Here is a 13,964-nt window from a genome sequence, read left to right as displayed (position 1 = left end):
GCGGACGCAAGGGGTTAGAGAGAATGAGTTACCTCCGCGCCCCAACCATAGGCGCGAGAGGCTTGTGCGATTATTACTCTATCTGCGTTCCTAAGGCTTGGCAAAATGAGCTTTGGCTCAGTTGTTTCATGCTCTTCTATGAGTGTGTCACCCGACCATAATTGTATGCGGTAATGCTCGACCTCCTCGCCAAGTGGGACATCTAGCCCAGTCCAGTTATCTCCGCCTATTCGGGTACGGCGAATCCAGCTTAGCTGCGTTTCGTCATCCGTTTCTCGGAACTTGACGTGAACGGGACTGAGCGGGCGCAGATGAGCCGCTTTATAGAGGTGCTCTAGCACATCACTTTCGCGCCCTGCTGCGGTAGCCATCATGGCAACAGTCTCGCCAACCGCGCTGTCCGGAAGCGGCAAGTCCTGCCATCCCGCGCCAAGCCATATGAAGCGCGCCCCCGCAGGGATAAGCGGCACACTCTGCGCGTCAGACCCGTCCTGCCCGCGCAATAAATGTGAAAGGCGGTAGGTTAAGGGAGCAATCAGCTCAGCATTTGCTGCTTGCAGAACCTCCCATCCTGTTTCTGTTTCAACCGCAAATTTATTGCCGCCCGCCAATAGCTCAGTCTCCTGCAAAGAAGAAAGCAGCGCATTAGGTAAGAGCGCCTCTATCACATTCGCCTTATCCCACCGCCCAATGGGGCCGCGCGGTAAATCGCTCAATAATGCTCCTATGCGCGCGGGTGAAGTCACGGTCACGCTTTCCTCAGGGGCTACGATCTCCGCCGTGAAAAACGGATCAAGCCCGACACCCACGAGAGGGCCGTCATATTGTCCCGGAATATCGATCGCAAAAAGCGAAGGTTTCGCCGCCCATTGCGGAGAGGTTGAGACGGACGGAATACCGCCGTGATTGGGCGGCGCAACTCGCTCACCCAAGAGCCTTGCTTGCACCCTCTGTGTGGTCAAGCCTTCCAATGTTTCGACCTGCCAAAGCTCATCAAGCGTGGGCAGCTTTATAATGTCCCCGACCTCGACGTGAAGATTCGCGCTTGAGAGCTGAAAGTTGAGCCTTCGATCAGAAGCTAGTTGCCGCGCAAGTAGACACTCAGCGGTAAGCCGTGCAAAGCTGCGGTCCATCACAATCGGCGCGTTGACATCCAATATGCGCACTGTCTCTGCCGCTCTGTCTCGCGCAGACGCGAGGCCTAGTTCATAGTCATTCCCGGCGTCGATAAAATGCAGCCGCGCATCCCGAAGACGGTCTTCGGGTGAAGCTTTAATATCTTCAATCGAGGCCGATAAATCTCCTGCAATTGCCTCCGGGCTGAGTTCTATTGGGGAGGCGTGTCCATAGCTCATAAAGCGCAACCCCTCTGCGGTTTCCTTCAGGTCAAAATCATAAGCTAATGAAAGCGGAGTCAAGGCGGCGCGGCCTGTCATGGGGCGGTCAATGCGGTACCCTTGGACAAGGCCTGAGAGCTTAGTCACATCAATATTGTCAATATTGCTCTCGGTGCAAATGTCTTCAACCATATCGGCGAGCGGCACCAAGCCCATACGTCCTGAGAGCCAATGCCCTCTCTGCCAGTTTTCGCCATCTGACCAAACTGTGTCTCTGGCAGGAAAATCAGGAAAAGGCCGCGCGTCCCACGCCCAAACATTAACCATATCCGTCTCAATCATCGGACCGTTATAAATCGCGGAGTGCGGATTATTACCTGATGCCTCCGACCAATAAGAGATAAAGACCTCAAGATATCGCCGCTGAATTAAATCATCCCGCGCGCCATCAGAGTAATAAGGGATCTGTGATTGTGCCGATTTAGCATCATAAAACACATTGGGTTGATTAGCGCCTTTATCTATGGCGGGGCAGCCAATCTCCATCAGCCAGATCGGTTTGCTCTGGGGTATCCACGCGGTTGGCGTATTTAATTCCGCCCCATTACGGCGATTATAATGCGGCTCTGACCACCAGCTTCGCAAGTCTTTATTGCGAAAGACCCAAGGCTTACCCACCGCGCCATCTGTTATCGGCGTTCGGGTTTGAGCATCTCTGTCCGAGCGGGAGGCATAATAATAATCATAGCCTTCACCGCCTTCCATTTGGCTCTTTAGATAAGACAGATCATAGCAATCATCCGCCAGTGCTTTATCTAAATGCTCATCCCTATCGCGCCAATCTGAAAGCGGGAAATAGGCATCTATTCCAACCGCATCAATATCAGGCGAGGCCCAGAGCGGGTCGAGATGAAAGGTGACATCACCGTTGCCGTCTTGGGGATGATGCCCGAAATATTCCGTCCAATCCGCCGCATAAGTTATTTGCGTTTGTACTGGTAACATGGCGCGAACATCCGCCGCGAGATCTACTAGCTTTTGAACGGCCGGATAGGTGTCACCTGCGCCGCGCAATGTCGTTAAGCCCACCATTTCAGTACCTATGGCAAAGCGGTCAACACCTGCTGAGATTTGCGCAAGCTTAGCGTAGTGCAAAATAAAGCGGCGATAAGTAAACGCATCAGGGCCGCTGTAATTTGGAACGCCATTTTGGACGCCAAAATCAACCTTATTGGCCGTGCCAAAGAAACTATCAACTTGTCCAGCAACCGCCGCTGTATTTTCAGCGGATTGCGGGAAACATGTTGTGCGTCCGCGCCACGGAAAGGCCTCTTGCTCAGTGCCTCCATAAGGATCAGGCAAGCCATTACTTTCGGGAATATCCATCAAGATAAAAGGATAAAGCGTGACCTTAAATCCGCGTGATTTCAAGCTCGTAATGGCTTGCAAAATTGAAGCATCAGATGGTGTGCCGCCATAATTGGGGCGGCCATCTACGCTTTGACTAACCAGATATGCCGTGCCGCGCGTGACCCCGCTGACCCGCCATGTGGCGTCCGGCGTGATGCGGGATATGGTCTCCACGCCCGGTTTTATCTCGCAGCTCCCGCAGCGTAAATCAGTCCCGAACCAAGCTGTAATAATAGAGACATTTTTCACATTGGGTAATTGCGTTTCTAGCTGATCAAGGGCTTGCTCTATATCGGCTTGCCCCGACAGATTATTCATATTGATAGGGCGGGCGGATGTCGGCGATGGTGTTTCCTCGACCACCTCCGTAGCATAAGCAAACTCACCGCTTGCCGGCAGCAAGTTCACACCTCTTATCATAGTCTCCAAACGCGGTGTATCCTGCTGGCTCGGAGGCACGCGAATGACTTTGGCATTTATCTGCGGCAGACGCGCCCCATAATCATCCAAAGGGAAATCCTCAAAAACGATATAGGCCGTCCCCCTAAAACTTGGCACATCCGAACCTTCAATCGCCGAGATAATCGGGTCAGGGAGTTGGTTCTCAGTCCCGAGGTGGACTCGGCTGACAAGGCCTCGCTGCTGCAGAGGCGCGCCATTAGCCCAAAGCCTGTCCACACCCAGAATTTCGCCCTCACAAAGGCCAATCGCAAAACAAATGCTATAGCTATAATTACGCTGTGTCGGCCCACCGCCTTTGCCGCTCTGCACGGGCGACTCGCTGACTGTCTCTTTGATGCGGGAGGCCCAGATTACCTGTCCTGCCAAACGCACCCGCCCATAGATACGCGCCATAGGCGCTCCGTCGCGGGAGGTCTGCAAATGAAAACTGTCCAGACGCGGGCCTTCAAATGTGCGGTCATCAAAGGCGTTTGAAATGGCGCTCGCGCTGCTCGCCTGAACTGCTCACTCCCACGAAAAGCGGTCCAAACTCACAGCGCGTAAATCCTGTGTAGAAAATGGCGGCTGAATGAGGGCTATAGAAAACAGGGATTCCTGTTAAGCCTTATTCATTATGAATATGTGGTAAAGCCCGGACGGCGTTTAACTCTACCTCCTGATGAAAATAATATACCGAGTCTTGTATTTTAAAATATCACTCATATATTGAGAATGATTATTATTTGCATTAAAAGGTTTATTATGAAACATCTCAATATCGCGCTCGTCACAGGCCATAATTATATCAGCCCAAATATGATCCGGATCACATTACAGTCCGAAGCCATAAAATCTTTCCCGGCAAATGCTACCGGTGGACATATTAAGCTTATCATACCTCAGCCAGAGCATAATTCACGTGAGTTTCAGAAATTCTTACGCTCATTTGGGGTTCGCAAACGCATGCGGACTTATACAGTACGGCATTTGAACCTTCAGAGCGGCGAAATCGATATCGATTTTGTAGCCCATGGGGACGACGGTCCAGCCTCAGCTTGGGCCTTATCAGCTAAGCTAGGAGATTTCATTGGGCTCTCATCTCCGGGATCTCCAAAGTTAAAACCCTCACAATCCGGCAGATATTTAGTGGCTGTTGACATGACAGCTTTCCCCGCCGCCGCGGCAGGTCTGGAAGGCCTGTCATCGGATTCTACCGGCGATGTCTATGCCGAGATTTTGTCTGAGAAAGATATTCAGCCCGTAAATGCACCTGATGGAATTAAGCTGCACTGGATCATAAATTCAGCACCACATGCTGGGTCGGCCGCATTGACGTCCGCTATTCGCAACCACAGCTTAACAGGTGATGAAAGCGTCTTTGTAGCCGGAGAATATGAAGCTGTTGGAGATCTGCGGACATATTTCCGTAAGGAACAAGGCTATGCCAAGGATCAGCTTTATATAAGCTCTTATTGGAAACGTGGCCTCATCGAGTCTGAACATAAGCGCGTCAAAACGCTCGTCGCTTAGGCTTTATTCAACAATAATTTAGGAGACGATATGGGATTAGCTATTCAAAAAACGAAAACAAATGATACACGGCCTGACATTTCTATTGGGCATATCGGATTAAGGGTAAGCGACTTTCAAAAGTCATATGATTTCTTCATGCTTATCGGAGCCCGCAGTGTCATGCATAGACCCGGCATAGCCATTTTAGAACTACGCGGCGGAACACATCTTATTCTCAGATATGACCCTGATGCCGCTGCAACACATGCCGAATTTGATCTCATGGTGGATGATATAGACGAAATGAGAAAGCGTTTAATCGAGGCGGGTTACGAGCCTTCGAAGTTTTCTCATGGCGGCGCGCATCGCTCTTTTACTGTGCGCGAGCCCTCGGGAACGCTATTTGAATTTACAAGCTCACATGTCATGGGGCCTGTATAACGTAAGCCGACCGCTTTAATTTTGGTGACCGACTCTTTGAGTCGGCACGTCTCCTGAGACAGGGGTTTGGCCAGCTCTTAACAACCCTATTTTAGTCGTGCCTAGAATGAGCAAAACCACATTAAAGGCGATAATTATAAAGAGCGCCGGAAAACCGCCTAAATTGGACAGCATTTTTATACCGTCTATGCCAGAGAGCGACGTCATAATCCAAGCCGCAAAACCAACGGCAATAGCAAAGACCAGTTTTAGGGAGATGACGGCGCGTTTAGGGGCGTCCTCTGCAGGGCTCTTTAAACACAGGTTTGAGATTACATCCATATTGGAATCAGCCGCCGTCACATAAGAGAGAAATGAGATCAAAGTGACGATAGCCGCTAGAACCGCGGCGAGAGGCAGGTAATCTAAAACAGCATATAGCACATGTTCCGGCCCTTTATCCTGAAGAATATTATTTAAAACACCCGTCTCCTGCATTTCTATGTTCAGCGCCATGCCGCCGAAAATAGTCATCCAAAGCATCGAGAAAAAAGCCGGAATAACTAAATTAACGAGAATATACTCCCTCACCCTATAGCCTCTTGAAATCCGCCCCAGAAACAGGGCTGCCAAAGGCGCCCACGCCATCCAATTCGCAAAATAAAACACAGTCCAGCTATTAAGCCAGTCTGCCGAATTAAATGGCTCTAGAAGAAGCGAGCGCGGGATGATGGCTTTCAAATATTGCAGAGCCGAGCGGCCACCTAAATCAATAATGGCGAGTGTAGGGCCAGCGATAAAAACAAATAAAATCAGCCCCAAAAACACTTTTGTATTGATATCTGATAAAATTCGAATGCCTTTATGTAAGCCGCTGGCAGAGGAAATAAAAAACGCCGCTACAATAAAAATCGCGACAATAGCTAGCATTACAGGGCCGGTATCAAGTGGGGTTAGCCGCGCGATACCTCCGGAAATGGACATAATCCCTGCGCCCAGACTGGCTGATAATCCAAAAAGCAGTGCCAATAGAGCAATGCCATCAAGCAGATCTGCTCCAGCTTTGGGTATGGGTCGCCCCGTCAAAACGGTTAGCGGAGACGATAAAGAAAATGGTAATTTCAGATTATAGTAAACTAGCGCGAAAGTGAGGCCTGGAAGCGTGTAAATCGCATAGGGCGTAAAAGACCAATGCATGAAGAGTGAGACTAATGAAAACCGCGCGGCGTCATCTGAACCGGTGGTCAGATCCGTCCCGCCCGGATCATAAAGATGATAGATTGGCTCTGCTGTACCCCAAAACAAAATTCCGATGGCGATGGTGGTGGTCAGCGTAACCGCCATCCAGTTCCAACGTGATAATAACGGTGTGGCGTCTTCCCCCCCGATCTTGATCTTTCCTAAAGGTGAAAAAGCCGCCCAAAGAATTGTCATTAAAAATGCAAAAGCAGCCCAAGCAAAAACATTCGAAAATAGCGCTAAGATGGTATCATTCAGATATGTCGCATAACGCAAAAAGCCTTCAGGCCAGATTAAGCTTGTAAAGACAAGTATTGTAAAAACGGATAAGGGCATCCAGAAGACAAACCTTCGAACGTCAAATGACTGGCCCTGCTTATGTGTTGTCTGTGGATTTAAGGAGATATAACGGCCCAACTCTTTGTGAGCCGCAATCTAAGCGCAATTCATAACACTAAGCAAGTTTACCTATTGCCTAGATATTCCTTAGGCGGCGCTGAACAGGCCTTGAGTCTTAGTGTTGTCACCGAGGAGCGCACGTGCCAAGCCGTAATTCTTTTTCAGCTCTTTACGCATGGTCTCGTCACCTAAAACTGAAGCAATTGTAATTGCGCCGCGATAGGCTTTTACTGCGCTCTCTAGGGCCTTCGTATCATTATTGGCACGGCCAAGCTTTAAGAGCGTATCTGCAAGGGCTTGCTGTACTTCGGCATTTTCGCGCGGCATGTTATCAACGGAATAAAGCTCTTGCGCAGACCGCAGCGCTTTGACCGCATTTATTAAGGGTTCGCTGTCGCCTGTTTGTGAAGCAAGAATTACCATTTGACCTGCAAGTTCTCGGTTGAGTTTTGCCAGTTCATTATTGGTATTTTTCAGTTTACGTTTCAAATCGAGTTTCGTTTTCTTCATGACGTCTTCCAGCCCCAATAGCTTTTGCGCCCAAAACTTGCCAGTTTACGGTTAATGTCCCGTTAAAATTGGGACTCAAGCTGTGCTAAAATCTTTCGGGACACTGCTGTGTAATTACTCCTACTGGCCACGCGAATAAGCGGCAGCCCGACAGCATTGAACAAATCATCCTTGAAATTATCTGCATTGAGCGTCTCTTTATTATGGCTGCTACCGTCAAGTTCAATTGCGGCTTTTGGGACGCCAAATTTATTGGTAATCAGATAATCGACATGACGAGATTTCACGCGCCCACGCAGATGCCATTGCGCACGCCCCTCTATCTGGCGTTTCACCCGCACGATATCTTCCAGCCTGACCTTGCTGTGAAGATGATAATCCGAAGGAAGGTTGCGATTTAATATGTCAAAAAACTCACGCTCAGGCTGGTTGACGAAGAGGTTATCCACGCGCTCGAAACAGGCAAAAATACGCTTATCCGCAGGCATCGTCTTGGGCGGCGTAAAGCTCTTTCGCCGAAAAGACAGCAGACATAGACCGGCGATAAGAATGATGATGAGACATGTTTCCAGCATCCCTTATCATAGAACGTTTCATGAACAATTACAAATGTCTTACACGCGGCGCGGCGCGGGATTTCAGTAGTAGTTCACTTACCGCCCAGACTAGCGCATCTGCGCGGTCGGGACTACGGCGCATAGCCTCCGTTCCCAATGTTGTCAGTTCATCTTCTAGCGCTTGAAAATGCCCGCAATGCGCAACGCGGCCTTTTTCATAAAGCAAGGCAACAGGTTCGGCGCGGATCGTCTTACTACGGCTGGCATAGACGCTGCGGACGGGAATGCTTGGGTCAACCATATTCAGAACTGAGCTTACAAGCTCCCCGCCTTGATTGGTTTCGGCCAGAATATAATCCGCTTCCCATTGTCTCGCGAGCTGAACGGCGGCTTTAGCCCAGCCCTCGGGAGAGCGGCCCTCTACTGTCCCGTCGTGTAAAATAAAGGCTTTCTCCCTGCAAGAGCTTGCGCCGTAATGTCCCTGTGTTCCTGCCACGATAATACCGCAAGCATCGGAGTTTTCACCGGAGGTCACGGGCGGATCAATGGCTATAATAATTTTGCTGCAATTCGGGCGCTGAGAGGTATAGGCCGTCTCCAGCATTGCGCGTGTCCATAACGCACCATCCAGATCTTCGATATATTCTCCGCCCAGCTCCTGCCGCCCAAGCCGCGTTCCGCCATAAGCATCTTCCATCGCGCTGAGAAATGTTGGGGCCAGATTATCTGCATTATCCGCAGTCGTGCCGCGCGAGATCAAAAGGCCGCGGCTTTTCAGCAGAGCTTTAAGCGCCGGAATGGGGCGCGGCGTAGTCGTGATGACAAGTTGCGGAGCCCGCCCCAAACGCAAGGCCAAGCGCAAGTTTGACAAGGTCTGCTCGGGATAGGCCCACGCGCAAAATTCATCTGCCCAGGCGGCATCAAATTGCGGCCCGCGCAAGCCGTCCGGATCTTCGGCGGTAAAAATATGCCCGACCGCGCCATTGGGCCAGTCAAGGCGGCGGCGCGAGGGTGAAAAAAATGGCCTCTCAGAAGGATAACCAATATTTAAAAGCCCACTTTCCCCCTCCAGCATAACCTCGCGAGCATCATTGATAGACGGCGCGACCAAAGCGATACGGGATTTCCCCTTGGCAAAGACCTGCTCCCTAATCCACTCGGCTCCTGTGCGTGTCTTACCCGCACAGGAGCCGAGTAGCATCCAAATGAGCCATTGGTCATGCGCGGGGCTTTGATGCGAACGCGCGTGAAGCGGCCAAAATAAGTTAATATCCGCGAGCAGAATATCGGAAGTACGTCTCTCAAGATATTGGTTAGGATGCTGCTGTTTCCGTATCAGTTCCTCTCGGAGACAGCATATCGACAAGTTTTTACTTGAAACGCTCTCGGTCTTCGACGGGGAGGGGCGGAAGGTCTTCATAGCGCGTAAATTTCTTATCTGTTTCAGCGCTGTGACAGCGCAGATTATGGGCCTCTAATTCCTGAATAGCTTTGAGCTGCGTGCAAAGCGCCTTGGCGCAGTGATCAAGGCGCTGCACTGCTGCCTCTTCTTTGTTCTGTGCATGTATGCCAATATCCGCCATCAGGCGATTTACGGCCTCTATAAGTGTATCTGTGGAAAGCTGCTGCATCTAAAATCCTTTTGAATATATGTTTAGTTTTCATATCCCGCTTGTGTGCCGTAATGTTTGGCGAGGCGCGTCAGCCCCATCCTGAGAAGCGTAAGGCCGCTGCCTGCCGCCCATTGCTCAGCGCGTTCTATCTGTTCCAATCGCTGATCATGACAACAGACGGCAAGGACGGCTTTATCCAGACCCTCCCCCATCGCTGCTTTGGCCGCGCTAAGCCGCTTTCCGGCATCAATTCTGCGAATGTGATTATCTTCTTCACCGCCATTATAGCTGCGCCAATCCTCACCCGCGCTCTGATAATTTTGTGTTTTGACTTTTGCATAACCGGCATGAGCGAAATCTTGCGCAAGCATTTTGCCGGCTTCTTGCAGAGACGCGCTCAGCAGGGGTTCACCCTCTTTATCTGTTCGCCCGCAAAGCCGTTCAAAGGCGCTCATACCAATATTACGGCGCACAGACCGCTTTACCCCACTGGGAACGTAAAGCTCTCTTTCTTCCATATCGCGATGTTGAGCCGAATGAGCACCGCCAGATTTCAACCGCCGCGCAAAGCTCTCAGAGACGCGGTAACCTTGATCTGTGGATTGCAGACCACCAAAGCTTGTGAGTTGCTGGAAGCTTTCACGGCTTATCCAGCGCAAAGGCCGTTTCCGTCGATCGCCATAGGCATAAGCGGGATAGGCATCCCCTTGAGCGGATTTAATAATGACAGCATTTTTATACGCTAGGTTTTCGGCCAGTTTGCGATCGGGTAAACTTAACATAATTCGGACTCCTTAAAGTTATCGGCAGAGGGAAGCGGGGCTTGCCCCAAGAAATTCTCTAATTTGAGAAGCTTGGCATCAAAGACCGGGTCATCGCGCTGATCTTCGATCAGGCGGCATGCATGAGACACGGTGGTGTAGTGACGCTCAAAGACTTCGGCGATGCGCTGTTTGGTCAGCCCGTAAACACAGCACATCAAATACATGGCGATTTGCCGTGCATAGCTGACCTCGCTCTTACCTTTGAATCGCGAGGAGAGAACAAAGCCAGGCACAGCAAATTCCATCGCGACAGCCGAGACGACAAGGCGGGCACAAGTCTTATCCATGATGAGCGGGTTTTTATTTTTATGTGGCATATAACTCCTCAATCTTATCTCTGCGCAGTGTAACACAGAATTAAGATATGAGGATTATATTCCTATTATAGGAAATAGCGAGTCTTTAACGGCTTGGATTGAGAGTAAAATAAAGGCCTCTCAAAGTCCTGTTTTTAAAGAGCTTTAAGCATATTTTTGCGCTTTTACAGCCCCTAAAGCAGGGACGTCGGAAAGCTTAACAAGATGATCGTAACCAAGGATAAGATTGATATCGGTACCATTCTCAGACAGCGGCAACCGAATCCAAAATTGCGCCAGATGAGCCCCGGTAGGCGTACCCGGGCGCGTGACACCTGCAAAAGGGCGGCGCTTCTCAATAACTTGTCCTAAAACGCGGTCCCAATAGGCACAACGATCACCAAGAGGCAGCTCATCAACATATTGGCCTTGGATTTCATCAAGGTATAAATTCCAAAATCCTGTTCCCGCGAGGCGGTATTTAAAGCGGCGCTTTTCGCCCTCTTCAATATCGATAAGGCTAGTCATAGTGAGCTGTGAGACAATATCTTCTGGTAGGATATCGTGGCGCGATGGGAAATTACCGCCCTTACATTTGCTGCGCCAATAATCGTAAAAACGCTGCTGCTTGGGCAATATCATTTGATGTCTGAGTGCATTGCCTGAAAGCATAGTACAGGTCCCCTGCCCTATTTATGGTTTAATTTTATGAAGTGGGCCCCATCCCTTCCCTCACATCATGTGTGAATCGTAGAGAGGCTTTCAGCAAGCGCCGTTAACACTTTTTAAATAGTTAACACGAAATTAACCACGTTTTTCGTTACGGAGCCGATTCGAGTGAGGTGAATGGAAAAGAAATCCGATTTGTGAAGGCCTAAGTCCGGCTTTTTCCTAAGCCCGTCTTCTTCGCGAGCTCTGATCTTCGCTTGGCGTAATTAGGCGCGACCATGGGATAGTCTCTGGGGAGACCCCATTTCTTCCGATAAGCTTCGGGGGTGAGATTATATTTCACGCGTAAATGACGCTTGAGCGATTGGAATTGCGCACCATCTTCGAGGCAGATGATGTAATCATCCGTTAGCGAGTCCACTATCGGCACGGCGGGTTCGGGGCGCGAAGTATCATCATCAGCCTCAGAGCTATTGGCAATCGCGTCAATAGCAGCGAAGACGCTGTCTATTAGTTCAGGCACAGCTTTGGCCTTGATTTGGTTGTGCGCCACATAAGCGCTCACAATATCTGCCGTAATATCCAGCAGCGCAGATTTACTTATGACGGGCTCGTCACCGCTCATCGTATGAAATAGACAAAGATAAGCACGATGATAAGCATCGCGGCTGTCAGCACAGCGGCAAGTCCGCTTGGCGCAGATTCACTCATGGCGCCCGCAGGACTAAAGACCTGAAACAGGCGCCGGCCCGCACTCTCAATCGCGCGCTCACGTAACCGCTTTGTCTGTACAGAAAGCCGCGTCCACATCGCACCTATCCACTGCATAATTCCAAGGCCAAGCTTCCTATACGTCCAATCGAAGTCAAGAATTTCACCGCGTTTTTCAGCAGGATAAAGCTTAAACTTCTTGAGAACGCAAAAGGCCGAAATGGCAGCGAATAAGAGCTGCAACTGAAAGACGACATGATCCACTGTGTAAGGCTGATAATTCGGCTCATAAGGCATAAGGCTGTAAAGTATTTGATATCCGCCCCAGGGGAAGGCCAGAACAATACAAAGTAGCGCTGCAAGGCCCATTGCCACGAGCATATTCCACGGCGCTTCTTTCACGCGGCGGCCACTATCATGGCTAAAGAATGTGAAATATGGGACCTTAATTCCGGAATGCTCCATCACACCAGCAGAGGCAAAGAGCAGCATCGCTGCAATGACATAAAGCCCTGGATTGTAAGCCGCTTCATAGATGACGGCGCTTATTATCATGGCCTTGGTCACGAAAGCGGCAAGTAACGGGAAAGCCGCAATAGAGCCCGCGCCAATCAAGCAAAAGACCGCCGTTATCGGCATGGAGCGGAACAGTCCGCCTAGCTCTGACGCTTTGGCCGTGCCGACGCGATACATAACCGCGCCAATGGACATAAAGAGGAGGCTTTTGAAAATGACGTGGACAAAGACCTGTCCTACAACACCGTTCAGCGCTAGCTCTGTTCCAATGCCGATGCCGCAGACCATAAAGCCAAGTTGATTATTCAACGAGAACGCCAAGACACGGCGAAGATCATTTTCGATAAGCGCAAAGAAGACCGGGAAACAGGTCATTATCGCGCCGATATAAATTAGAATATCAACGCCGACATAACCCCTCGCCAGAGCATAAATCGCCATCTTGGTGGTAAAGGCTGAGAGTATAACCGTGCCCGTTATTGAGGCTTTGGGATAAGCGTCCTGCATCCACATATGAAGGAATGGGAAACCGCATTTTATACCAATGGCAAAAAGGATGAGCCAACCGCCAAGTGTGTCTGTCCCGATAGCGTTAAAGCTATAATCCCCGCCATTAGAGTGCGCGTAGAAGATAGCCCCCGCGAGAAGCAAGACCCCGGACAGCACATGAAGTGCCAGATAGCGAATACCTGCCGCATAGGCCCTCTTGCCGCCTTTCCAAATCAAGAAGACAGAAGAAATCGCCGTCAATTCCCAGAATAAGAAAAGCGTAAGCAAATCACCAGAGAAGACGCCGGCAATCGCCGCACCTGCATAAATCAGCGCGGAGCTGTCGGTGATACGGCATTTCTCATGAAAGCCGTAAATCCCGTTAATGACCGCAATTAAGCAAAAGAGATAACCCCATACCATAGAAAGATTATCAATGCGCAATGTGGTGAGTTCTAACCCGCCTATCGTAATTTGCCCTGCCAGGACTTCCTGTGAGGTGTAAATCTGAGTTATCATGACCCCTGCAAAAATCGGCGCGCCTATGATAAAGACTTTACGCACTAACGCGAAGGTATCGCCTTTGGGTACAAGCGCACAGATAAGACCTGCGAGGATCATCCACAGACCTGGATTTATTTGGAAGATATCAATCATGATGATCTCCACTTGAATGCTCTGTCGAATATTCAGGGTCAGGCAAGCCGCCCTCACCGTAATAAGTTTCATCTCGCGATAGCAGGGCTGTCAGCGGCTTAGCGCAAAGCACGATAAAGCTGTAAGCGACAAATCCGATAAGGGCCCAAGAGCCGGGAATGGCGTCCCACGGCGCGGGCTTTGCCTGCGGAAAGACTATGCCCAATGCTATCATGGCAATCATACCCAATACGGGAAGCCAGATAAAATTATCAATAACCTTTTGGTTGCCGAGCCATAAGAAAGGCACCGCAAAAGGATGTGCGTTTTGGCGTTCCTCAAGCTCTTTTCGGCTGAGGGTTTCGGGTTCGTTTTTATCGGTCAT

At 50.1% G+C, this 13,964-nt stretch carries 14 protein-coding genes; 2 read left to right on the top strand and 12 right to left on the bottom strand.

What is annotated here, in order from left to right; all coding sequences use genetic code 11:
• Nucleotides 1–14: 14 nt before the first annotated feature.
• Nucleotides 15–3,686, bottom strand: a complete 3,672-nt coding sequence (locus tag F569_RS17050; RefSeq protein ID WP_456077558.1) for a baseplate multidomain protein megatron — start codon at nucleotides 3,684–3,686, stop codon at nucleotides 15–17.
• 264 nt (nucleotides 3,687–3,950) lie between these two features.
• Between F569_RS17050 and F569_RS0107485 the strand changes: the two genes are divergently transcribed.
• The gene (locus tag F569_RS0107485) at nucleotides 3,951–4,718 is read left to right on the top strand and encodes a siderophore-interacting protein (protein ID WP_162143756.1); all 768 of its coding nucleotides are present in this window, start codon (nucleotides 3,951–3,953) and stop codon (nucleotides 4,716–4,718) included.
• A 30-nt stretch (nucleotides 4,719–4,748) separates the two neighbouring features.
• Nucleotides 4,749–5,141 carry a VOC family protein gene (locus tag F569_RS0107480; RefSeq protein ID WP_026941694.1) on the top strand — a complete coding sequence of 131 codons (393 nt, stop codon included), beginning with the start codon at nucleotides 4,749–4,751 and terminating at the stop codon, nucleotides 5,139–5,141.
• Between the two features lie 15 nt (nucleotides 5,142–5,156).
• Here F569_RS0107480 and F569_RS17045 read toward each other — a convergent pair whose 3' ends face one another.
• From F569_RS17045 to F569_RS0107425, 11 genes are all read right to left on the bottom strand, one after another.
• The gene (locus tag F569_RS17045) at nucleotides 5,157–6,695 is read right to left on the bottom strand and encodes a BCCT family transporter (RefSeq protein ID WP_084168905.1); all 1,539 of its coding nucleotides are present in this window, start codon (nucleotides 6,693–6,695) and stop codon (nucleotides 5,157–5,159) included.
• A 150-nt stretch (nucleotides 6,696–6,845) separates the two neighbouring features.
• Nucleotides 6,846–7,268, bottom strand: a complete 423-nt coding sequence (locus tag F569_RS0107470) for a hypothetical protein (protein WP_026941693.1) — start codon at nucleotides 7,266–7,268, stop codon at nucleotides 6,846–6,848.
• A 62-nt stretch (nucleotides 7,269–7,330) separates the two neighbouring features.
• Nucleotides 7,331–7,843, bottom strand: coding sequence for a DUF2726 domain-containing protein (locus tag F569_RS0107465; RefSeq protein WP_026941692.1), 513 nt, complete (start codon nucleotides 7,841–7,843; stop codon nucleotides 7,331–7,333).
• 28 nt (nucleotides 7,844–7,871) lie between these two features.
• On the bottom strand, nucleotides 7,872–9,026 hold the full coding sequence (locus F569_RS0107460) for a DNA-packaging protein (RefSeq protein WP_034388017.1): 1,155 nt from the start codon (nucleotides 9,024–9,026) through the stop codon (nucleotides 7,872–7,874).
• Nucleotides 9,027–9,195: 169 nt separating this feature from the next.
• The gene (locus F569_RS0107455; protein ID WP_026941690.1) at nucleotides 9,196–9,456 is read right to left on the bottom strand and encodes a VOC family protein; all 261 of its coding nucleotides are present in this window, start codon (nucleotides 9,454–9,456) and stop codon (nucleotides 9,196–9,198) included.
• Between the two features lie 23 nt (nucleotides 9,457–9,479).
• Nucleotides 9,480–10,220 carry a DUF6456 domain-containing protein gene (locus F569_RS0107450; protein WP_026941689.1) on the bottom strand — a complete coding sequence of 247 codons (741 nt, stop codon included), beginning with the start codon at nucleotides 10,218–10,220 and terminating at the stop codon, nucleotides 9,480–9,482.
• On the bottom strand, nucleotides 10,214–10,579 hold the full coding sequence (locus tag F569_RS17040; RefSeq protein WP_034388014.1) for a helix-turn-helix domain-containing protein: 366 nt from the start codon (nucleotides 10,577–10,579) through the stop codon (nucleotides 10,214–10,216). Before F569_RS17040 ends, F569_RS0107450 begins: the two co-directional genes overlap by 7 nt.
• Nucleotides 10,580–10,723: 144 nt before the next feature.
• The gene (locus F569_RS0107440; RefSeq protein WP_162143755.1) at nucleotides 10,724–11,200 is read right to left on the bottom strand and encodes a PAS domain-containing protein; all 477 of its coding nucleotides are present in this window, start codon (nucleotides 11,198–11,200) and stop codon (nucleotides 10,724–10,726) included.
• A gap of 232 nt (nucleotides 11,201–11,432) precedes the next feature.
• Nucleotides 11,433–11,852, bottom strand: coding sequence for a MucR family transcriptional regulator (locus F569_RS0107435; protein WP_051279540.1), 420 nt, complete (start codon nucleotides 11,850–11,852; stop codon nucleotides 11,433–11,435).
• Nucleotides 11,849–13,600 carry a Na(+)/H(+) antiporter subunit D gene (locus F569_RS0107430; protein ID WP_034388012.1) on the bottom strand — a complete coding sequence of 584 codons (1,752 nt, stop codon included), beginning with the start codon at nucleotides 13,598–13,600 and terminating at the stop codon, nucleotides 11,849–11,851. Before F569_RS0107430 ends, F569_RS0107435 begins: the two co-directional genes overlap by 4 nt.
• On the bottom strand, nucleotides 13,593–13,964 hold the full coding sequence (locus tag F569_RS0107425) for a hypothetical protein (protein ID WP_026941685.1): 372 nt from the start codon (nucleotides 13,962–13,964) through the stop codon (nucleotides 13,593–13,595). The genes F569_RS0107430 and F569_RS0107425 overlap by 8 nt, the downstream gene beginning before the upstream one ends.

Origin of the sequence: Hellea balneolensis DSM 19091, from assembly GCF_000428525.1 — a bacterium.
Classification (GTDB): domain Bacteria; phylum Pseudomonadota; class Alphaproteobacteria; order Caulobacterales; family Maricaulaceae; genus Hellea; species Hellea balneolensis.
Note: the sequence above shows the minus strand (reverse complement) of the source record. Positions and strands in the feature narration are given on the sequence as shown.